At 71.3% G+C, this 21,028-nt stretch carries 19 protein-coding genes; 10 read left to right on the forward strand and 9 right to left on the reverse strand.

Features of this window, described 5'->3' with window-relative positions:
- Positions 1-1,107 carry a ferritin-like domain-containing protein gene (locus AC068B_RS05990; protein ID WP_478669362.1) on the reverse strand — a complete coding sequence of 369 codons (1,107 nt, stop codon included), beginning with the start codon at positions 1,105-1,107 and terminating at the stop codon, positions 1-3.
- A 126-nt stretch (positions 1,108-1,233) separates the two neighbouring features.
- Between AC068B_RS05990 and AC068B_RS05995 the strand changes: the two genes are divergently transcribed.
- From AC068B_RS05995 to AC068B_RS06010, 4 genes are all read left to right on the forward strand, one after another.
- Positions 1,234-2,172: an AurF N-oxygenase family protein gene (locus AC068B_RS05995; protein ID WP_478669363.1), complete on the forward strand. Its 939-nt coding sequence runs from the start codon at positions 1,234-1,236 to the stop codon at positions 2,170-2,172.
- A gap of 107 nt (positions 2,173-2,279) precedes the next feature.
- On the forward strand, positions 2,280-3,008 hold the full coding sequence (locus tag AC068B_RS06000; protein WP_356256385.1) for a TetR/AcrR family transcriptional regulator: 729 nt from the start codon (positions 2,280-2,282) through the stop codon (positions 3,006-3,008).
- 38 nt (positions 3,009-3,046) lie between these two features.
- Entirely contained in the window at positions 3,047-3,319 is a 273-nt protein-coding gene (locus tag AC068B_RS06005; protein WP_356256382.1) for a hypothetical protein, read from the forward strand.
- Positions 3,320-3,640: 321 nt separating this feature from the next.
- The gene (locus AC068B_RS06010; protein WP_478669365.1) at positions 3,641-4,798 is read left to right on the forward strand and encodes a C40 family peptidase; all 1,158 of its coding nucleotides are present in this window, start codon (positions 3,641-3,643) and stop codon (positions 4,796-4,798) included.
- On the opposite strand, the gene AC068B_RS06015 is transcribed toward AC068B_RS06010, so the two are convergent.
- The 5 genes from AC068B_RS06015 to AC068B_RS06035 are packed head-to-tail and all read right to left on the reverse strand — an operon-like array spanning position 4,768 to position 10,415.
- Positions 4,768-6,006, reverse strand: a complete 1,239-nt coding sequence (locus AC068B_RS06015) for a styrene monooxygenase/indole monooxygenase family protein (protein WP_478669366.1) — start codon at positions 6,004-6,006, stop codon at positions 4,768-4,770. The genes AC068B_RS06010 and AC068B_RS06015 overlap by 31 nt on opposite strands.
- Positions 6,007-6,033: 27 nt before the next feature.
- Positions 6,034-6,651 (reverse strand): GTP-binding protein, encoded by a 618-nt coding sequence (locus AC068B_RS06020; protein ID WP_468556977.1) that lies wholly within the window; start codon positions 6,649-6,651, stop codon positions 6,034-6,036.
- The gene (locus AC068B_RS06025; RefSeq protein ID WP_478669368.1) at positions 6,632-7,084 is read right to left on the reverse strand and encodes a DUF742 domain-containing protein; all 453 of its coding nucleotides are present in this window, start codon (positions 7,082-7,084) and stop codon (positions 6,632-6,634) included. The genes AC068B_RS06020 and AC068B_RS06025 overlap by 20 nt, the downstream gene beginning before the upstream one ends.
- A complete protein-coding gene (locus AC068B_RS06030) occupies positions 7,081-7,578 on the reverse strand; it encodes a roadblock/LC7 domain-containing protein (RefSeq protein WP_478669369.1) in 498 nt (165 codons plus the stop codon). Before AC068B_RS06030 ends, AC068B_RS06025 begins: the two co-directional genes overlap by 4 nt.
- An 8-nt stretch (positions 7,579-7,586) precedes the next feature.
- Positions 7,587-10,415, reverse strand: a complete 2,829-nt coding sequence (locus tag AC068B_RS06035) for a sensor histidine kinase (protein WP_478669371.1) — start codon at positions 10,413-10,415, stop codon at positions 7,587-7,589.
- Between the two features lie 359 nt (positions 10,416-10,774).
- Here AC068B_RS06035 and AC068B_RS06040 point away from each other — a divergent pair, with 359 nt between their 5' ends.
- Together AC068B_RS06040 and AC068B_RS06045 are read left to right on the forward strand one after the other, a co-directional pair.
- A complete protein-coding gene (locus tag AC068B_RS06040) occupies positions 10,775-11,620 on the forward strand; it encodes a protein phosphatase 2C domain-containing protein (RefSeq protein WP_478669372.1) in 846 nt (281 codons plus the stop codon).
- Between the two features lie 151 nt (positions 11,621-11,771).
- Positions 11,772-13,139, forward strand: coding sequence for a hypothetical protein (locus AC068B_RS06045; protein ID WP_478669373.1), 1,368 nt, complete (start codon positions 11,772-11,774; stop codon positions 13,137-13,139).
- Positions 13,140-13,182: 43 nt separating this feature from the next.
- Here AC068B_RS06045 and AC068B_RS06050 read toward each other — a convergent pair whose 3' ends face one another.
- Positions 13,183-13,722, reverse strand: coding sequence for a MarR family winged helix-turn-helix transcriptional regulator (locus tag AC068B_RS06050; RefSeq protein ID WP_478669375.1), 540 nt, complete (start codon positions 13,720-13,722; stop codon positions 13,183-13,185).
- Positions 13,723-13,980: 258 nt separating this feature from the next.
- Here AC068B_RS06050 and AC068B_RS06055 point away from each other — a divergent pair, with 258 nt between their 5' ends.
- Positions 13,981-14,814 carry a lysozyme gene (locus tag AC068B_RS06055; RefSeq protein WP_478669377.1) on the forward strand — a complete coding sequence of 278 codons (834 nt, stop codon included), beginning with the start codon at positions 13,981-13,983 and terminating at the stop codon, positions 14,812-14,814.
- A 56-nt stretch (positions 14,815-14,870) separates the two neighbouring features.
- On the opposite strand, the gene lon is transcribed toward AC068B_RS06055, so the two are convergent.
- Positions 14,871-17,291, reverse strand: coding sequence for an endopeptidase La (lon, locus tag AC068B_RS06060; RefSeq protein ID WP_478669378.1), 2,421 nt, complete (start codon positions 17,289-17,291; stop codon positions 14,871-14,873).
- Positions 17,292-17,432: 141 nt separating this feature from the next.
- The gene (locus AC068B_RS06065; RefSeq protein WP_478669379.1) at positions 17,433-18,203 is read right to left on the reverse strand and encodes a rhomboid-like protein; all 771 of its coding nucleotides are present in this window, start codon (positions 18,201-18,203) and stop codon (positions 17,433-17,435) included.
- Between the two features lie 200 nt (positions 18,204-18,403).
- Between AC068B_RS06065 and AC068B_RS06070 the strand changes: the two genes are divergently transcribed.
- From AC068B_RS06070 to AC068B_RS06080, 3 genes are all read left to right on the forward strand, one after another.
- Positions 18,404-19,081 (forward strand): spermidine synthase family protein, encoded by a 678-nt coding sequence (locus tag AC068B_RS06070; protein WP_468556949.1) that lies wholly within the window; start codon positions 18,404-18,406, stop codon positions 19,079-19,081.
- A gap of 65 nt (positions 19,082-19,146) precedes the next feature.
- The gene (locus AC068B_RS06075; RefSeq protein WP_055568825.1) at positions 19,147-19,884 is read left to right on the forward strand and encodes a response regulator transcription factor; all 738 of its coding nucleotides are present in this window, start codon (positions 19,147-19,149) and stop codon (positions 19,882-19,884) included.
- 19 nt (positions 19,885-19,903) lie between these two features.
- Positions 19,904-20,983, forward strand: a complete 1,080-nt coding sequence (locus AC068B_RS06080; RefSeq protein WP_478670235.1) for a HAMP domain-containing sensor histidine kinase — start codon at positions 19,904-19,906, stop codon at positions 20,981-20,983.
- Positions 20,984-21,028 lie beyond the last annotated feature (45 nt).

Below are 21,028 nucleotides of genomic sequence, written 5' to 3' on the forward strand. Positions count from 1 at the left end.
TCAGTCCGATGCGCCGGACGCGATCGCGTCCCGCACCTCCGCCACCCGCTCGTGCTCCTCGGCGGCGAAGCGCTCCGCGTCCAGCTTCTCGGCGATCTCCTCGTCCTGGGCCATGAGCAGGTCGAGGTTGGCGTCGCCCATCTCGAAGACGCCCATGTCCACGTAGGCCTCCTGGAGGCGCTTGCCCCACAGGCCGATGTCCTTGACGCAGGGCACGATGCGGGAGAAGAGCAACTGGCGGAAGAGCGCCAGGAATTCGGACTGCTCGCTGTACTCCTGGGCCTGCGCCCTGGGGATGCCGAAGTTCTCCAGGACCTCGACTCCGCGCAGCCGGTCGCGCATCAAGTAGCAGCCCTCGATGACGAATTCCTCGCGTTCACGCCGCTCGGCGTCCGTGAGCTGCTGGTAGTAGTCGCGCAGCGCCATCCTGCCGAAGGCCACGTGCCGGGCCTCGTCCTGCATGACGTAGGCGAGGATCTGCTTGGGCAGCGGCTTGTCCGTGGTGTCGCGGATCATGCCGAACGCGGCGAGCGCGAGGCCCTCGATGAGGACCTGCATGCCGAGGTAGGGCATGTCCCAGCGCGCGTCGCGGAGCGTGTCGCCGAGCAGCGCCTGGAGGTCCCCGTTGATCGGGTAGAGCATCCCGATCTTGTCGTGCAGGAAGCGGCTGTAGATCTCCGCGTGCCGCGCCTCGTCCATGGTCTGCGTCGCGGAGTAGAACTTCGCGTCCAGGTCGGGGACCGACTCGACGATGCGGGCCGCGCACACCATCGCGCCCTGCTCGCCGTGCAGGAACTGGCTGAACTGCCAGGAGGCGTAGTGCTTGCGCAGCTCGCCCTTGTCCCGCTCGGTCATCTTCACCCAGTGCGGCGTGCCGTAGAGCGTCATCGATTCGTCGGGGGTGCCGAGGGGGTCGAGCGGGTCGACCTCCAGGTCCCACGCGATGCGCTTGGCGCCGTCCCACTGCTTGTCCTTGCCCTTTTGGTAGAGGGCGAGGAGCCGGTCGCGCCCTTCGTCGTACTCCCAGCTGAAGCGGGCCGAACTGGCGGACGGAACGCGCCAGTTGAGCCCGTCCGGTGGACTGGTGTAAAGCTCGTTCGTCGCCATGACGGCAGGCTCACACGCTCCTGGACAAGCGGTCAACAAGTCGTGCGCAAGGGATTGACGACCTTACTGACAAGCAGTCTCATAAGACCTGACCGCCGGTAACCCCGCGACAAGGCAGGAACAGTCATGACGACGGTGACGGAAGAGGTTTCGCTAGAGGGCCTGCGGGACGCACTCGGACTGCTCAAGGACCGGGAACAGGTCGCCCTGCGGCTCCTGGAGTCGTCCGCCAAGCACTCCTTCGACCCCGACAAGGAGCTCGACTGGGAGGCCCCGGTCGAGGAGGGCAAGTGGTTCTGGCCGCCGGAGCTCGTCTCCCTCTACGGCACGCCGATGTGGCAGCGGATGTCCGAGGAGCAGCGGTTCGACCTCGCCAGGCACGAGGCGGCCTCCCTCGCCTCGCTCGGCATCTGGTTCGAGATCATCCTGATGCAGCTGCTCGTCCGGCACATCTACGACAAGTCGGTGACCAGCGCCCATGTGCGGTACGCGCTCACCGAGATCGCCGACGAGTGCCGCCACTCCATGATGTTCGCGCGGATGATCGAGAAGGGCGGCGCCCCGACGTACCCCGTCACGCGCCTCAACCACAACCTGGCGCGCGTCCTGAAGACGGTCTCCACCACCCCCGGCTCCTTCGCCTGCACCCTGCTCGGCGAGGAGATCCTCGACTGGATGCAGCGGCTGACGTTCCCCGACGAGCGCGTCCAGACGCTGGTGCGCGGCGTGACCCGCATCCACGTCGTCGAGGAGGCCCGCCACGTCCGGTACGCCCGCGAGGAGCTGCGGCGCCAGATGGTGACGGCGCCCGGCTGGGAGCGCCAGCTGACCCGCCTCAGCTGCGGCGAGGCCGCCCGTGTCTTCTCCATCGCCTTCGTGAACCCCGAGGTCTACACGAACGTGGGCCTGGACCGCAGGGAGGCCGTCGCGCAGGTGAAGGCGAGCGGGCACCGCAGGGAGGTCATGCAGACCGGGGCGAAGCGGCTCACCGACTTCCTGGACGACATCGGTGTGATGCGGGGGGTCGGGCGACGGCTCTGGCGGTCATCGGGGTTGCTGGCCTGATCATTACGGCGCGGGCGTTCCGTGGCTGGTCGCGCCCCCGCGGCGGAGCCGCAGATGTCCCAGTCCCGCGCCCCTAAATGGGGGCACCCCGGGTTACGCTGCGAAGCATGACCTCGCCTGCCGCCACCACGCCCGCGTACCGCCGCCTGAGCGTCGAGGCACGGCGGCGGCAGCTCCTTGATTCCGCGCTGACCCTCTTCGCGCACCGCGCGCCCGAGGAGGTCAATCTCGACGACGTCGCGGAGGCGGCGGGCGTCTCGCGGCCGCTCGTGTACCGCTACTTCCCCGGCGGGAAGCAGCAGTTGTACGAGGCCGCGCTGCGGTCCGCCGCCGACGACCTGGAGCAGTGCTTCGCCGAGCCGCCCGAGGGTCCGCTCACCCGACGGCTCTCGCGGGCGCTCGACCGCTATCTGGCCTTCGTCGACCAGCACGACACGGGCTTCAGCGCGCTGCTGCAGGGCGGCAGCGTGGTGGAGACCTCGCGGACCTCCGCCATAGTGGACGGCGTGCGCAGGGCCGCCGCCGAGCACATCCTCAGCCACCTCGACGTGCCGGAGCCCGGACCGCGGCTGCGGATGACCGTGCGGATGTGGATCACGGCGGTCGAGGCGGCCTCGCTGATCTGGCTGGACGAGGAGAAGCAGCCGCCGCTCGGCGATCTGCGGGACATGCTCGTGGAGCAGTTCATGGCGGTGCTCGTGGCGACCGCGGGACGCGACCCGCAGACCGCGGAGGTCGTCCGGTGGGCGCTGACCCTGGAGACGCCCGAGGGGCCCGTGGGCGACCTCGCGCGGGGCGTCCTGCCCGTGGTGGCCGACGCGGCGCACCTGCTCTGACCTCCGCGGTGTGCCGCAGGGGGTGTGACACTGGGGGCGTGAAGAGCGAAGAAACCCCGTTCGTGGGCGGCCCCCTGGACGGCCGGGTGCTCCCGGTGCTGCTCGGGCCGACCGGACATCCGCCGAAGGTCTACCGCGTGCCCGTCCCCGACGACGCGGGCGGCCCGCCGACCGTGCTCGTCTACCGGCGGGTGGCCGCGGCGACCGGCAGCCGGATCTCGCTCGGCGCGCGATGGCAGTACGACTTCGACGCGGAGGGCGACAAGGGGGGCGGCCTGAAGTGGCCGTGGTCCAAGCCGGGGCCCCGCTGACGGTGTGTCCCTGCGGGTGCGTCGTGGCCGGTCGCGCAGTTCCCCGCGCCCCTGGAACGCCCCTGCGGGGCGGTCACAGCCACGCGTTGCCCTGGACGCCCCCGCAGGGGGCGCTTCAGGGGCGCGGGGAACTGCGCGGCCAGCCCCCGCGCACCCGCGGAGAGACACGTCCCGAAGCACCCCGCAACCCACCACGCCGACGCCCCCTGCAAGGGTGACCCGAATTGCGCCGACCGCCCCCCGCCGGGAGGCGGCCCCGGCGCCGGGGCCGGACGCTCGCCGTGCGCGCAGGAAAGCCCTCCGCGCACCGGAGGTGATGACGTGTCAGGCACACTGCTGCGGTGGGTCTGCGCAGGGGCCGCCCTCGGCGCCCTGTGCACCGGCACTCCCCCCGCCCACGCGGCCCCGGGGCCAGGGCCGGGAGAACGCCCCGTCACCGAGCTCCTGACGGACCTTCAGCGGCTGTACAGGTCGGCCGAGGAGACCTCGGAGACGTACAACGCGACCGAGGAGAAGCTGAAGAAGCAGCGAGCGAGGGCGGCGGCCCTGGACCGGAAGCTGGTGAAGGCGCGCGCCTCCGTGCGCGACAGCAGGGGCGACGCGGGCCGGTTCGCCCGCCAGCAGTACCAGGGCACCAGCACGCTCTCCCCGTACCTGCGCCTGCTGCTCGCCCGCGACCCGCAGCGCGCCCTCGACCAGGGCCACGTCATCCAGCGGGTGGCCGCGGACCGGGCCGCCACGATGGAGCGGCTGGCGGGCGGCGAGAAGAGGGCCGACGACCTCGCGGGCGCCGCGCGGCGGGCCCTGGCCGCCCAGACCGCCCTGGCCACCCGGCAGAAGAAGCAACGGGACGAGGTCGACGGACAGCTGAGGGACGTCGAGGAGCTGCTCTCGTCCCTGACCGTCGACCAGCTGGCCGCGCTGCGGCAGGCGGAGGAGGCGGGCACGGCCGAGGCCCAGCGGAAGTTCCTGGCGTCCGGCGCCCTCGGCGGCAGCCCCGCCAACCGGCCGCCCTCACGCCAGGGCGGCACGGCCCTCGACTACGCGGTGCGCCAGATCGGACGGCCCTACGAGTGGGGCGCCGAGGGCCCCGAGGCGTTCGACTGCTCGGGGCTTACCCAGCGGGCCTGGGCGCACGCGGGCCGGAAGATCCCGCGGACCAGCCAGGAACAGTGGGCCGAGCTGCGCCGCGTACCGCTGTCGAAGCTCCGGCCGGGAGACCTGGTCGTCTACTTCCCCAAGGCCACGCACGTGGCGATGTACCTGGGCGACGGCAAGGTCGTCCAGGCGCCGCGCCCCGGCTCCCGCGTCAAGGTCTCGCCGATCGCGGCCAACCCGGTCCTCGGCGCCGTGCGGCCCGACCCCGAGGGCCGGGCCATGCGCGGGTACACCCCGCCGAAGCTGCCCGCAGGCGCCACCTCCGGCAGCGACCTCGGGTTCGGCGGGACTCAGGCGCCGGACGCGACCGACTCCAGGTAGGCGGCCGTCTTGTCCGGGTCGAAGAAGAAGTTCTCCAGGTCCGCGGGGTCGTTGAAGCCGTTGACGAACCGGTCGGCGACCGGCTGGAACTGCCCGGCCGCGCCGAGGAGGTTGAGGACGTGCTCCGGCGGGGCGCCCAGCATCGCGTTCGTCCACTTGGTGACGTGCTGCGCCGTCTCCCAGTAGCGGTCGAAGGCAGCCTGCATCCACTCGGCGTCGAAGGGCTTGTCGCCGTGCTCGACGATGGAGGAGATGTACGAAGCGGCGCACTTGGAGGCCGAGTTGGAGCCCTGCCCGGTGATCGGGTCGTTGGCGACGACGACATCGGCGACACCGAGGACGAGACCGCCGCTGGGCAGCTGCCCGATCGGCTTGCGCACGGTGGGGGCGTACCGCCCGGCCAGCGTGCCGCCCGCGTCGGTCAGTTCGACCTTCGTGGCGCGCGCGTACTCCCAGGGCAGGAACTTCTCCAGGAGTTCGAGGGTGAGCGCCAGGTGCTCCGAGGGGTCCTTGACGCCCTGGAAGACGTCGAGCGGGCCGCCGGGGATGCCCTCCCAGAAGAGGATGTCCGCGCGGCCGGAGGTGGTGAGCGTCGGCATGACGAAGAGCTCGCCGACGCCGGGCACCAGGTTGCAGCGCACCGCGTCGAACTCGGGGTGCTCGGGACGCGGGCCGAGGCCGTGCACGTACGCCACCGCGAGCGCGCGCTGCGGGGTGTCGAACGGCGAGCGGGACGCGTCGCGCTCGAACATCGAGACGAGCTCGCCCTTGCCCGCGGTGACGAGCACCAGGTCGTAGGTGCGCGCGAAGTAGTCGAGGTCGGAGACGGCCGCGCCGTGGATGACCAGCTGGCCGCCGCGCTGCGCGAAGGTGTCCATCCAGCCCGCCATCTTCACGCGCTGGTCGACGGACTGGGCGTACCCGTCGAGCTTGCCGACCCAGTCGATGGGCCGGGAGCCGTCGGGACCCGCGACGGAGATGCCGACGCCCTCGATCTTCGGGGCCTGCGACTCCCAGAAGTTCGCCTGGATGTCGCGCTCGTGCTGGAGCGCCGTGTGGAACATGCACTGCGTGGACATGACACGGCCGGACCGGATCTCGTCCGCCGTGCGGTTGGACATCAGGGTGACCTCGTACCCCTGCGCCTGGAGTCCGAGAGCGATCTGGAGTCCGGACTGGCCGGCTCCGACGACAAGTATCTTCCGCATGCGGGTCCTTCTTCTTCCTCAGGGCTCTTACTCGGGGGTCGCGTCGAGCGCGTGGCCGACCAGGGCGAGCAGTGACTCGATGACCGAGATCCGCTGCCTGGCGTCCATGATCAGTACCGGTATGTGCGGCGGCACCGTCAAGGCCTCGCGCACGTCGACCGCCTCGAACTCCTCGCTGCCGTCGAAGTGGTTGACGGCCACGATGTACGGCAGGCCGCAGCTCTCGAAGTAGTCGAGGGCCGGGAAGCAGTCGGACAGGCGGCGGGTGTCGGCCAGCACGACGGCGCCGATCGCGCCGCGCACCAGGTCGTCCCACATGAACCAGAAGCGCTGCTGGCCGGGCGTGCCGAAGAGGTAGAGCACCAGGTCGTCGTCGAGCGTGATGCGGCCGAAGTCCATGGCGACCGTCGTGGTCGTCTTCTCCGGGGTCGCGGTCAGGTCGTCGGTGTCGGCGCTCGCCTGGGTCATCAGCGCCTCCGTCTGGAGGGGCGTGATCTCGGAGACGGCGGTCACCAGCGTCGTCTTGCCGACGCCGAAGCCACCTGCCACCACTATCTTCGTGGCGATCGGGGCGCGTGACCTGTCCGTCTGCCAGGCCTGCAACTGACCCTCGTTCTCGAGGAGTTCAGAGACGGCGGAGTCCACTCAGCACCCTTTCAAGCAGTGCGCGGTCGGGCTGTCCCGGGCCGTGGCCCGTTCCGTACACGCGGATCTTTCCCTGGTCGGCGAGGTCGCTGAGCAGCACGCGGACCACACCGAGCGGCATCTTGAGGAGCGCGGAGATCTCCGCCACCGTGCGCATGCGACGGCAGATCTCGACGATCGCCCGCATCTCCGGCATGACCCTCGACAGCGTGCCCTTGGTCAGTTCGAGGCGCTCGTCGGGCGCTTCGATCGCGGCGTTGCTGGCCACGAACGTCTCGACGAGCAGGACGTGGCCGAACCTGGTCCGGCCGCCGGTCAGCGAATAGGGGCGCACACGGGCGGGTTTTCGCTCGCCGCCGCGCTGCGGCAGCTTCGGTGTCTTCGGTGTCTTCGGTGTCTGCTGAGTCTTCGGTGGCTTGCGGCTGCCGCTCATCGGGCACTCTCCATCGACTGGCGCAGTTCGCTGCGGAGTTCGGGGGTGAGGACGTGCCCGGCACGGCCGACGAAGAGCGCCATGTGGTACGCGACGACGCTCATGTCGCAGTCCGGGGTGGCGTGCACGCCGAGGAGCGATCCGTCGCTGACCACCATGACGAAGAGGCTGCCCTCCTCCATCGCCACCACGGTCTGCTTGACCCCGCCGCCGTCCATCAGCTTGGCGGCGCCGATGGTGAGGGAGCCGAGCCCGGAGACGATGGTCGCGAGGTCGGCACTGGAGCCCTTGGGCCCGGTGGGCTTGTCCGCGGGCCGTTCGGCGTTCCGCCCGGGGTCGGAGGAGAGCAGCAGCAGCCCGTCGGACGAGACGACCGCGACGGAGAGAATCCCGGGCACCTCCTCCACCAGGTTCGTCAGGAGCCAGTGCAGGTTACGGGCTTCCCTGCTCAGGCCGTACGCGGTGGGTGCGGCGGAAGAACTGGGCGTGCGCATGGGCGCAGTCAACTGCTTGCCTCCTCGACTGGGTCCCCCATTACGTCTGCGGCTCGTTCGTTCTGCTCCGGCGGCTCGGCCGTCGGGTCTTCCCCGGCGATCTCGGCCTCCACGTCCCGTCGGCCGCTCATCGCGCCCTGGTGGAAGCCGCCGAGACGGCGCCGGAGTGCTTCGGCGTCCACGGATCCGGTACGCGGCTTGGGCGCGGCGGCCGTGGGCGCGGTGATCTTCGGGGTGCGCTTGGGCAGCCCCTTGTCGGTGACGCGCTCCCACTTGGGGGGCGCGGAGTCCGACTCGGACTCGGGGTCCGGCTCGGGGTCCGGCGTGGACTCGGACTCGGACTCGGACTCGGGCTCGGGCTCCGGGTCGGGGTCCGGGTCGGGGTCCGGCGCCGGGGGCGCCGCGAGCTCCATCGTCGTCTCCGCCGAAGGTGACGGCGACGGTGACGGTTCAGGTGTGGGAGACGGCGAAGGCAGCGCCGACTCCAGCGTCCGCTCGGCCGCCGCGATCAGCGGGTCCTCACCGGATGCGCTGGTCAGACGCCCCGGAAGTACGTTGGAGTTGGCCTCGGCCTCCGATCCCGGCAGATGGGTCAGGGGTTCACCGGACCGCGGCGGCGTGACCACCGCGGCCGTCGAAGGAGCCTCGGCGAGGATCCCCTCGGGCAGCACGACGACCGCCGCGACCCCGCCCTGCTTCTGGTCCCGCAGTCGCACCCGCGCCCCGTGCCGGGCCGCGAGCCGCGCGACGACGTACAGACCGAGCCCGAGGCCGTCCCCGCTCTCCTGGTCGTACGCGTCGTCGGGGTCGAAGTCGGCGAGGCGGGCGTTGAGCTCCCGCATCCGGTCCTGGGTGACGCCGATGCCCTCGTCCTGGACGGAGAGCATCACCTCGCCGTTCTCCAGGAGCCAGCCGGAGACCTCGACGGAGGAGTCCGGCGGCGAGAACGAGGTCGCGTTCTCCAGGAGTTCGGCGGTGAGGTGGCTTATGTCGTCCGCGGCGAAGCCCGCCACGTGCGCGTGCGGCGGCAGCGTGGCGATGCGGACGCGCTCGTACCGCTCGATCTCGGAGACGGCCGCGCGCACGACGTCGACGAGCGGGACGGCGCCGGGGTGCTGGTGGCCGTGGTCGGCGCCCGCGAGGACCAGGAGGTTCTCGCTGTGCCGCCGCATGACCGTGGCGAGGTGGTCGAGCTTGAAGAGCGTGGCGAGCCGGTCCGGGTCCTGCTCGCGGTCCTCCAGGTGCTCGATGACGGCGAGCTGGCGCTCCACCAGGCCCAGCGTGCGCAGGGCGAGGTTGACGAAGGTGCCGTGGATGGACTGGCGCACCCGCTCCAGGTGCGCGGAGGCCTCGGCGAGCTCCTCGCGCAGCGCCGCGCGCTCGTCGGCCATGGACTGCCGCTGCCCGATGAGGTGCTTGCGGTCCGATTCGAGGGTGCCCAGGCGCTCGGTGAGGGCGGCCGCGTGGCCGTGCAGCGCGTTGACGGACCGGACGACCTGGGCGAACTCGTCGTCGCGGCCGGTGAACCTGATCGGCTCCTGGGGCGCGGGTTCGGTGGCGAGGCGGGCCGAGCCGAGGCGCAGGACGGCGAGCGGGCGGGTCAGCGAACGGGCCGTGCCCATCGCGAAGCCGACGGCGACGAGCAGACAGACGCCGACGAGCGCGATCCGGATCTCCAGCGCCGTGACGTCGTCGTCGCGGAGCTGGGCGAGGTGCTTGGCGCGCGCGACGCCGAGCGCCGACTCGGCGCCGCGCATCGTCTCGATGCGGGCGGAGAGCGCGGCGTCGACCTTCTTGCGGTCGTAGCGCCGCTCGGCGGCGGAGAGCTTGGGCTCGTCGGTGAGGCGCTCCAGGTACTTCTCGGCGGTGCCGACCTCGGAGCCGGTGACGGTCGATTCGTACGCGGCGCGGGCGGAGTCGCCCGCGGCGTCGCGGAAGTCGGCGAGGGCGGCAAGCTCGCGGACGCGGGCCTGCTGGGCGGCGGTGGTGAGCTCGTCGCGGCGCCGGGCGTCGGCCGGGGACTCCTCGGTGACCGTGGTGGGCAGGCCGGTGACCGGGTCGACGGAGGAGGTGCCGGGGGGGCTCGGCAGGGCGAGGGCGGCGAGGAGGAGACCGCGGGCCGCGGCGGCCTGCTCGACGGCGTGGTCGAGGTCGGAGAGGGCGAGGGCCCCCCGGTTGGCCTCGGGGGGCAGCTGCTCGGCCAGGACGCGGGTGAGGCCGTGCAGTTCGGTGATGACCTTGGTGTACGCCTCATGGGCTTCGAGAGCGGTGCTCTTGCCGGTGAGCGCCGCTCTGCGCACGGCGGCGATGTCGGCGAGGTCGTCGCGCAGTCCGGCGGGCGCATCGGCGCCGCGGAGCTCGTCGATCTGCCGGTCCACGCGGGCGCTGCGGCTCTCGGAGAGGCCCTTGCCCTGCGGCCGCCCGGAGGCGATGAACGAGGTGACCTCGTCCCGCTCGTCGGCGAGCGAGTGGCCGAGGGAGACCGCCTGCTGGGTCTGTCCGGCGAGGGTGACCAGGCTCTGTGTGTCGTTCAGGCTGCCCGACGCGGCGACGATGGCGGGCGCACCCGCACCCGCGACGGCGGCGGCCACGACCGCGACCGCGACGATCAGCCGATTGCGCACGCGCGCGGTGGGCGCCTTGTTGACCGGGGGCGCCGGGACAGGAGCGTCCGCGCTCGCGGAGGCAGCGCCCGGCGAACCTGCGCCCGGCGAGGCGTCCGTGGCCGTGCGCTCCGGCGCATGCTCGGTAGGAGTCGTCGCGCCCGGCGTGGCCCCTTCCGGGGCCGTCTGATTGCCTTTGCGCCGAGGCCGCATCTTCTGCACCGGTGCTCGCATTCTTGGTTTTTCGTCTGCCCTTGGCCCGGGTGACGACCTGTCAACGCGAGCGCTCCCCCGGTACAGCTCCTGACACTTCCAGTGCCGGTTGGTGGCGGTCGCGCATCGCCTGCCTGGCCACCCGAAGGAGTGAACATCGGCGGGGAGTTGGGGGGCAAGTCCCGGTACGGCCGCCATGGGCCCCCTGCGGTGCGCCGGTTGGACGTCTCCCACCGGCTTTGGCAGGATGCGCCGCCACACCCCTGACGGAGTTGATCATTCCGGTCGATTTCCGACGTCCGGCCTGCCCGCGGGTGCCGGTTCGCCCCCTCTTTTCGGCATCCGGTGGCCCCTGTGAAGAGCTCGTGCAGACTGGCCGGATGCGTATCGAACTCGCCACCGAGCCCGGTGACCCCGCACGCCCCAACGAGGACTACGCGTCGGTCGCGCTTCCCGCGTCCGGACAGGGCGGATCGCTCGTCCTCCTGGACGGCGTGACACCACCGGAGGGGTCGGTGGGCTGTCCGCATTCCGTCCCCTGGTTCACCGCGCGACTCGGCGGCGCGCTGGGGGAACTGTCCGTTTCACGGCGGGATATGACGCTCACTGAGATCCTGGCGGCGGCCATCACCCGTACCGCCGAGGCACATGGTTCAACCTGTGACCTTTCTCACCCGCGCACTCCGCAGGCAACCGTGGTGCTCGTGCGGTGGGACGAGGAGCGCGTCGAGCACCTGGTCCTGTCCGACTCGGCGCTGCTCATCGCGGGCCACGAGGGCGAGGTGACCGCCGTCCTCGACCGCCGCCTCGCCGAGCTGCCGCCCGCCGTGCACGCCCTGCGCGACCAGGTGCGCGCCCTGCCGCGCGGCTCCGCCGAGCGGGACGTGGCGGCCCGTGCCTACGGAGCGGCGGTCGAAGCGCTGCGCAACGCGGAGGACGGCTTCTTCACGGCCGCCTCCGACCCCGCCGCCGCCCTGCGCGCCGTCACCGGAGAGCTGCCGCGGGCGGACGTCACGGCGGTGGCGGCGCTCACCGACGGGGCCGGGCGGTGGGTCGAGACGTTCCGCGAGGGCGACTGGGCCGACTGCCTCGCGCTGCTGCGCAAGCAGGGGCCGCAGCATCTGGTGGACCGGGTGCGGGAGTTGGAGCTCGCGGATCCGGACCGCCTCGCCTTCCCGCGCGGGAAGCGGCACGACGACGCGGCGGTCGTCTACGCGGAATGGTGAGAGAAAAACAAATACACCTGCGGAACATTTCAACTGAAGTAGAGATCAGGAATTCGGAGTTGAAATTCCGCTCCCGGAAAGGGAAGGATCGAATGCGAGGAGATCGCACGGCCATGCCCGGCCGTGCGCCCACGCACAAGAGGAGAACGGGATGTCGCGCAGAGCGGCCATCTTCGGCGCCGCGCTCGCGGCCGCACTGGTCGTCACCGGCTGCGGTGCGGACGAGAAGGACAGCGGTAACGGCGGCGAGGGCGGTGGCGGTTCGGAATCGTCGTCCTTCGACGCGGCATTACTCGGCAAGGTGCCCACGCCAAAGGTGAGCGAGATGGCGGGCGCGATGGGGATGTGGACCACGGAAAAGAATTTCGTGAAGGCCGGATTGAAGAAGATATCCGGATATCCACTGGCAGGCGGAAAAGCAGAGTGGGAGATACCGCTCGGCGGCGAGGTCTGCTGGTCCTCGCCGCAGGCAACGGAGGACGGGCTCGTCGCCGTCCTCTTCCAGAACGACAAGGACGACCCCGCGGTCTGCACCGAAGTCGGCCTCGTCGACATCGACAAGGGCAGACTGCTGTGGCAGAAGCAGGGCCTGGACGGTTACGGGAGCCGCCAGATGTTCGACGAGGTGACCATCGGCGGCGGCACCGTGGCCGCGGCGGGCACCAGTGCCAGTGCGGGCTGGACGACCGGCGGCAAGCCGCTGTGGTCGCCCGCCGCCACCGAGGACGAGAAGTGCCCGGCGAAGGGCTTCGCGGGCGAGGGCGAGAAGCTGGTCGTGGTGCGCGACTGCGGCGACACCGACCACCCACGGCTCACCCTGCAGACCGTCGACCCCGCGACGCGCGCGGTGAAGTCCGCCTACGAGTTCGAGCAGGGCACCGAGGACGCGCACGTGGTCTCCGCCGACCCGCTGGCGGTCGCCGTGGACGACGGCGACTCCCCCGGCGGCTCGGGCATCACCGAGTTCCTGTCCCTCGACGACTCCGGGGCGCGGGGCAAGCTGCTCGCCACGATCGGCACGACGGGCGGCAAGTACGGCAAGTACGACGCCGAGTGCGCCAGTACGAACGTCACGAACTGCTCGCAGCTGGCCGTCGACAAGAAGACCGGCACGCTGTTCCTCCCCACCCGGGACGCGGGCCCCGGCTCCGAGGGCGACAACGACGTCGTCGCCCTCGACCTGAGGACCGGGAAGAAGAAGGGCACCACCCAGGGGACCGACGAGGGTGCGCTGATCCCCATGGGCGTGGACGAGGGCGGCAAGGTCGTCGCGTACCAGGAGGCGAACATCGTCGGCGAGGCCGGCGGTGCGGTCTGGCGGATCGACCCGGCCACCTTCGAGAAGACGAAGGTCCTGCAGAACCCGGGCAGGAGCTACGAGATGGAGGCTCGGTTCGAGACGGACCGGCGGCTGCTGTTCGCCGGCGAGCGGCTCTACCTCGGCGCCGACCACGTCAGCGAACCCTCCGACGTCTACAAGGAGAAGCAGCCGCTGGCGGTCGTCTTCGGCGCGAAGTAGCCGCCGCTCCCGACGCGAGTGCGGGCACCCGGGGCCGAGGGGCTCAGGTGTCCGCACTCGCGTTCAGCCGCCCGAGCAGCCGGGCCAGTTCGGAGACCTCCGTCCGCTCCCAGCTGGCGAGCCGCCGCACGTACTGGGCGCGGCGGGCGGCGCGCACCGTGCGGAAGCGGGTGCGGCCGTCGGGAGTGAGCCGGATGAGCCAGGCGCGCCCGTCCGCGGGATCGGGCTCGCGCGCGACCAGGCCGAGCTCTTCGAGCGCCCGCAACTGGCGGCTCATGGTGGCCTTGCCGACGCCGATGAAGGCCGCGAGGTCGGTGGCCCGCTGCGGGCCCGAGTCGTCCAGGCAGACGAGCAGTCCGTACGCCGCGGGCTCCAGGTCGGGGTGGACCTGCCGGGCCATCTCGCCCGATGAGGCCCGGGCGCGGCGCATCAGGAGGGACAACTCCCGCTCCAGGGAGAGGAACTCACGGTCCGCCCCCTGCGCCTCCTGATCGTCTTGCCCCGCATCGTCCCGCGTGTCCTCGACATCGTGCCCCACGTCGTCCTGCGCGCCGGGCTCAACGCCCTCTTCTGCAGCACCCATGTCCCGCTTTCCCGATTCTGAAAGTTATCGCCGGAAGGCCCTCGCACCGCGGCCGTCGTGACAGCGGCCTGACCAGTATTTCGCAAGGTCCGGGCGGTGCCGCTCCGGTGCGGCCGCCACAGGAGTGGACCAACGGCAGAACTCTGACCCTCTTCCCTAGCGGCGGTCTACGTGCGTAGCGTTTCAAGTGACATGTTCACACCACTGCATGTCGACAGGTCCCCACCGAGCACCACCGAGGCCTTCGGAGGCACGCACATGCCCGTGCACAGACCCGGAACGGCCCGCCGCTCGCGCTTGTCGCAGACGGGGGTTCTCCTCGCAGCACTGTCCGCTCTCTCCCTCCTCCTGACGCTCCCCACGGCGGCCCAGGCGGACGACGTCCCCGACCGCGGGACCGCCCGCCTCGGCCAGGGCGTCATCGAACACGACGGCCAGGGCGGCAGGCCCACCGGCGGTGACGCCGCCCAGACCGAGGGCGTCGACGTCAGCAGCCACCAGGGCAACGTCGCCTGGCAGACGCTCTGGAACAGCGGCGTGAAGTGGGCCTACGTCAAGGCCACCGAGAGCACGTCGTACAAGAACCCCTACTTCTCCCAGCAGTACAACGGTTCGTACAACGTCGGCATGATCCGCGGCGCGTACCACTTCGCGACGCCCGACACCTCCAGCGGTGCCACCCAGGCCAACTACTTCGCGAGCGGTGGCGGCGGCTGGTCGCGCGACGGCAGGACGCTGCCTGGCGCGCTGGACATCGAATGGAACCCGTACGGCGCGGCCTGCTTCGGCAAGTCGCAGTCGGCGATGGTCAGCTGGATCCGTGACTTCCTGAACACCTACAAGTCCCGCACCGGCCGCGACGCCGTCATCTACACCGCCACCAGCTGGTGGAAGCAGTGCACCGGCAACTACAGCGGCTTCGGCGCAAGCAACCCGCTCTGGATCGCCCGCTACGACACGGGGCCGGGCGAACTCCCGGCCGGCTGGGGCTTCCAGACGATGTGGCAGTACACCTCGTCGGGTCCGACGGTCGGTGACCACAACAAGTTCAACGGCGCCCTCGACCGGGTGGTGGCGCTCGCCAACGGCTGAGCGCACGGACGGCGGCCACCCCTGCGCGGGGGTGACCGCCGTTCCCTCGTGCGCTGCTACGCGGCGGCCGGGATCTTCACCTCGGCCTCCGTGAGGGCCAGTTCAAGCACCTGACGCACGTCCGTGACCGGGTGCACGTCGAGCTTCTCCAGGACCTCGGCGGGCACGTCGTCGAGGTCCGCCTCGTTCCGCTTCGGGATGATCACCGTGGTGATCCCGGCGCGGTGCGCGGCGAGCAGCTTCTGCTTGACGCCGCCGATCGGCAGGACGCGGCCGGTCAGCGAGATCTCACCGGTCATCGCCACGTCCGTGCGGACCAGGCGGCCGCTGAGCAGCGACGCGAGGGCGGTCGTCAGGGTGACGCCCGCGCTCGGTCCGTCCTTCGGCACGGCGCCCGCGGGGAAGTGGATGTGCACGCCCCGCTCCTTCAGGTCGCCGACGGGCAGCTCCAGTTCGGCGCCGTGCGAGCGCAGGAAGCTCAGCGCGATCTGCGCCGACTCCTTCATCACGTCGCCGAGCTGACCGGTGAGCGTGAGCCCCGATGCGCCCGTCTCCGGGTCCGCGAGCGACGCCTCCACGAACAGCACGTCGCCGCCCGCTCCGGTGACCGCGAGCCCGGTCGCCACGCCCGGCACCGCCGTGCGCCGCTCCGCCGGGTCCTGGGCGGACTCGGGCACGTGGTGCGGCCGCCCGATCAGGCCCCGCAGGTCCTCGTCCCTGACCGTGAACGGCAGCTCCCGGTCGCCCAGTTCGTGCTGGGCCGCGACCTTGCGCAGCAGCCGTGCGACGGACCGCTCCAGGTTGCGCACGCCCGCCTCGCGCGTGTACTCACCGGCGAGCTTGCGCAGCGCGCTCTCGTCGAGGACCACCTCGTCCTCGTCCAGGCCCGCCCGCTCCAGCTGGCGCGGGAGCAGGTGGTCGCGGGCGATGACGACCTTCTCGTCCTCGGTGTACCCGTCGAGCCTGACGAGCTCCATGCGGTCGAGCAGGGCCTCGGGGATGGCTTCGAGGACGTTGGCGGTGGCGAGGAAGACGACGTCGCTGAGGTCCAGCTCCACCTCCAGGTAGTGGTCCCGGAAGGTGTGGTTCTGCGCCGGGTCGAGGACTTCGAGGAGGGCGGCGGCCGGGTCGCCCCGGAAGTCCGAGCCCACCTTGTCGATCTCGTCGAGGAGCACCACCGGGTTCATCGACCCGGCCTCCTTGATGGCCCGCACGATCCGTCCGGGCAGCGCCCCCACGTACGTACGACGGTGGCCGCGGATCTCCGCCTCGTCGCGTACGCCGCCGAGCGCGACCCGCACGAACTTGCGGCCCATGGCGTGCGCGACGGACTCGCCGAGGCTCGTCTTGCCGACGCCGGGCGGGCCCACCAGGGCGAGCACCGCGCCGCCGCGGCGGCCGCCGACGACGCCGAGGCCGCGGTCGGAGCGTCGCTTGCGCACCGCGAGGTACTCGGTGATGCGCTCCTTCACGTCCTGCAGCCCGGAGTGCTCGGCGTCGAGGATCTCCTGGGCGCCCTTGATGTCGTACTCGTCCTCGGTGCGCTCGCTCCACGGCAGTTCGAGGACGGTGTCCAGCCAGGTCCTGATCCAGGAGCCCTCGGGCGACTGGTCGCTGGAGCGCTCCAGCTTGTCGACCTCCTTGAGGGCGGCCTCGCGGACCTTCTCGGGGAGGTCGGCGGCCTCGACGCGGGCGCGGTAGTCGTCGGACTCCTCAGCTGCGTCCTTGCTGTCACCGTTGATCTCGCGGAGCTCCTTGCGGACCGCGTCGAGCTGGCGCCGCAGCAGGAACTCGCGCTGCTGCTTGTCCACGCCCTCCTGCACGTCCTTGGCGATGGACTCGGCGACGTCCTGCTCGGCGAGGTGCTCGCGCAGCTGCTCGGTGGCGAGCTTGAGGCGGGCGACCGCGTCCTCGGTCTCCAGGAGCTCGATCTTCTGCTGGGTGGTGAGGAACGGGGAGTATCCGGAGTTGTCGGCGAGTGCGGAGACGTCGTCGATCTGGGTGACGCGGTCGACGACCTGCCAGGCACCGCGCTTCTTCAGCCAGCTGGTGGCGAGCGCCTTGTACTCCTTGACCAGGTCGGTGACGGCGCCCGGCAGCGGCTCGGGCACGGTCTCGTCGACCTTGAGTCCCTCCACCCAGAGCGCGGCACCGGGGCCGGTCGTGCCCGCGCCGATGCGCACGCGGCTCCGGCCGCGGATGAGGGCGCCGGGGTCGCCGTCGGAGAGGCGGCCGACCTGCTCGACGGTGCCGAGGACGCCGGTCGCCGCGTACGTCCCGTCGATGCGCGGAACAAGCAGCACCTTCGGCTTGCTGTCCCCGGTGGAGCGGGCGGCGGCCTGTGCGGCCTCCACCGCCGCTCGCACATCGGCGTCGGACAGGTCGAACGGGACCACCATGCCGGGCAGGACCACCTCGTCGTCGAGCGGCAGCACAGGCAGAGTGAGCGAAGTGTACGAGGTGGACTCAGTAGCCATGATCTCCCTTTCGGCATTCAAGTTGAGCTGTACCGACTCAATGCTTGTGAGTCACGAGATGTTCCCCGGGGCGTGTTCGCTGTGAGCGATCGCAGGGAAGACCACGCGCTGCCGAAGTGGGGATGCGGTCGGCCGGGCCGGTCAGACTGCCGGGCGGCAGCGCCTGAGCAGGGGCCAGGTGAGGACGCCGATGCCCAGGGCGAGCAGGTGGCCCCAGTTCGTCATCGGGTCGGTGAACGCGATCAGGTCGTCGACCAGCATTCCGCCGAAGCAGACGAGGACGGTCCAGCGCAGCCACGGCGTGAGGAGTCCCGCCAGTGCGCCGACGCTCGCGGCGACCCCGAAGCTGATGCCGTAGTCGAGCCGGTGCAGCGAGCTGTCGGGCAGATGGCCCGCGAGGACGGAGAAGCCGACCGGGACCTCCGTCGCGAGCGTGGCGACGACGTGCCCGAGGAGGAAGACACCCGCGGTGCGCAGGCCGCCGATGCGGCGCTCCAGCGCGGTGAGCACCAGCAGGAAGACGATCGCGTACGGGGACGTGATGCCGCCCGCGATCCACAGGGCGCTGGCGAGCAGGACGAGGAGGGGGCTCTGCGTCAGGTGCGCCACGTCGGTGCTCGACCCGCGGAGGAGCGAGTCGACGAGGTCCGGGTCCGCGTACTGCGTCAGGAGCGAGGTGGCGGCGAGCACCACGGCGTACCCGAAGGTGAAGGGCGTGCCGGTGGGCGTCGGCAGGATCCGCCAAGGGCGGAACCGCCGGACGGACGCACCGGCGGCGCTCTCCGCCGAGGCCGGTCTGCCGCACTCCCCCGTCCGGGGTGGCCTGCGCGTCGACTGCCGCGGTATTCCGTTCAGGGTGCCCGGCGTCTCGGCGTCGGGCGCGGCCTCGGCGGGCTGCACGCTCTGGTTCACGGGTGAGGCGCTCCTTCCGTCCCACTCCACCCTTTGCCCTTTTTTCCGGCGTTGTCTATGACGGGCGCCACGTGAGGTGCGTCTCACACGGCAACCCGCGGGGCGACTCCTGCGTCGCAGGTCCGCGGGCGGCCGTGGACGCGTCGGAGGGCGCTTCTATTTCCTCCCGCGGACCGACGCACGGAAATACGCTGTGGGCCATGCACACCCACACCACCGCCCCCGTCGTGCTCGACCGGCGCGAGGGCCCTTACGGCGAGGTCGTCCTGCGGCGCCACGGTGAGCTGCTGCAGATCATCGCCAACGGCTGCTTCCTGATGGACACCTCCGACGGCCGCTCCGAGCGCCTCCTGGTCGACGCGGCCCGCGACGCCCTCGACGACCGCAAGGACCCCGCCCTCCTGATCGGCGGCCTCGGCGTCGGCTTCTCCCTGGCGCACGCGGCCCAGGACCCCAGGTGGGGGCGCATCGCCGTGGTCGAGCGCGAGCAGGCGATCATCGACTGGCACCGCGAGGGACCGCTCGCCGAGCTCTCCGGATCCGCGCTCGGCGACACACGTGCGCAGATTCTTCACACGGACCTCGTCGCCTACGTATCGGGCGCCACGGAGACGTACGACGCGCTCTGTCTCGACATCGACAACGGCCCCGACTGGACGGTGACGGAGGGCAACAACTCCCTTTACTCGCCTGCCGGTCTGGCCGCCTGCAAAGCGCGTCTGAACCCCGGCGGAGTGCTCGCCGTGTGGTCCGCCCAACCCTCGTCCGCTTTCGACGACGCTCTACGGAATGCCGGATTCCAGCGGGTACGAACCGAAGAGATCCCCGTTGCCCGAGGCGTCCCTGACGTGGTCCACCTCGGCGTCCGGGCTGCGTAGCCGAGGTGCCTTCGCGACCCGTACTCTGCTGACCGAACACAAGCGATCAGTGTCAGGGGCGGGCGATGGAGCAGACACACACCTCCCACAACGGCGCCACGGCGATGCCGGGCGCCCAGCGCCGGGTGCTGGTGGTCGAGGACGACCCGACGATCGTCGACGCCATCGCGGCCCGGCTGCGTGCCGAGGGTTTCGTCGTGCAAACGGCCGGAGACGGCCCTTCGGCGGTCGACACCGCCCAGGCGTGGCAGCCCGACCTGCTGATTCTCGACATCATGCTGCCGGGCTTCGACGGCCTTGAGGTGTGCCGCCGGGTGCAGGCCCAGCGCCCCGTCCCGGTCCTCATGCTCACCGCGCGTGACGACGAGACGGACATGCTGGTCGGGCTCGGCGTCGGCGCGGACGACTACATGACCAAGCCGTTCTCGATGCGCGAGCTCGCCGCCCGCGTGCACGTCCTGCTGCGGCGGGTCGAGCGGGCCGCCCTCGCCGCGACGACGCCGCGCAGCGGCATCCTGCGCCTGGGCGAGCTGGAGATCGACCACGCCCAGCGGCGGGTGCGGGTGCGCAGCGAGGACGTCCACCTGACGCCCACCGAGTTCGACCTGCTGGTCTGCCTGGCCAACACCCCGCGCGCCGTCCTCTCGCGCGAGCAGCTGCTCGCCGAGGTGTGGGACTGGGCCGACGCGTCCGGCACCCGCACCGTCGACAGCCACATCAAGGCGCTGCGCCGGAAGATCGGGGCCGAGCGGATCCGCACCGTGCACGGCGTGGGATACGCCCTGGAGACCCCCACCCCGTGAGACGGAGGCGGGTGTCGTGATGCACGGGCCCTTCGGAGGACTGCGGCCGTTCTCCATCAAGACCAAGCTCGGCGCTCTCGTGGTCGTGTCGGTGTTCATCACCACGGGCCTGCTCCTCGTGGCCATGAAGACGGAGACCGAGCTGCGCTTCATCACGGTCTTCTCGGTGATCGCCACGCTCCTCATCACACAGTTCGTGGCGCACAGCCTCACCGCCCCGCTGGACGAGATGAACGCGGTGGCCCGCGCGGTCTCGCACGGCGACTACACGCGCCGGGCGCGCGGCGCCGACCGGCGCGACGAGCTGGGCGACGTGGCCTCCACGATCAACGCCATGGCGGACGACCTGGAGGCGCAGGACACCCAGCGCAAGGAGCTCGTCGCCAACGTCTCGCACGAGCTGCGCACCCCCATCGCGGCCCTCCGCGCCGTCCTGGAGAACGTCGTCGACGGCGTGTCCGCCGCGGATCCCGAGACGATGCGCACGGCCCTGAAGCAGACCGAGCGCCTGGGACGCCTCGTCGAGACGCTCCTGGACCTCTCCCGCCTGGACAACGGCGTCGTGCCCCTCAAGGCCCGCCGCTTCGAGGTGTGGCCCTATCTGTCGGGCGTCCTGAAAGAGGCCAACATGGTGGCCTCCGCGCGCGCGGGCATCGCATCCGGCTCCGGCAGCCACACGCGGACGGACGTCCATCTGCACCTCGACGTCTCGCCCCCCGAACTGACGGCCCACGCGGACGCGGAGCGGCTCCACCAGGTCGTGGCGAACCTGATCGACAACGCGGTCAAGCACAGCCCGCCGCACGGACGCGTGACGGTGCGGGCCCGGCGCGGCCCCTACCCCGAGTCCCTGGACCTGGAGGTGCTCGACGAGGGCCCCGGCATCCCGGAGTCCGAGTGGCACCGCGTCTTCGAGCGCTTCAACCGCGGCAGCCACGCGGGCGCCCCCGTGCAGGGCTCCGGCAACGACGGCGGCACGGGCCTCGGCCTGGCCATCGCGCGCTGGGCGGTCGATCTGCACGGCGGACACATCGGGGTGGCCGAATCCCCTCGCGGCTGCCGGATCCAGGTCACTCTCCCGGGCCTGCCCGAAGCGTGAAGTTGACGTAGGGTTCGAGTGCAAGCGATTCACGGGGGCCTGTTC

The organism is Streptomyces sp. NPDC042371 (assembly GCF_056437465.1).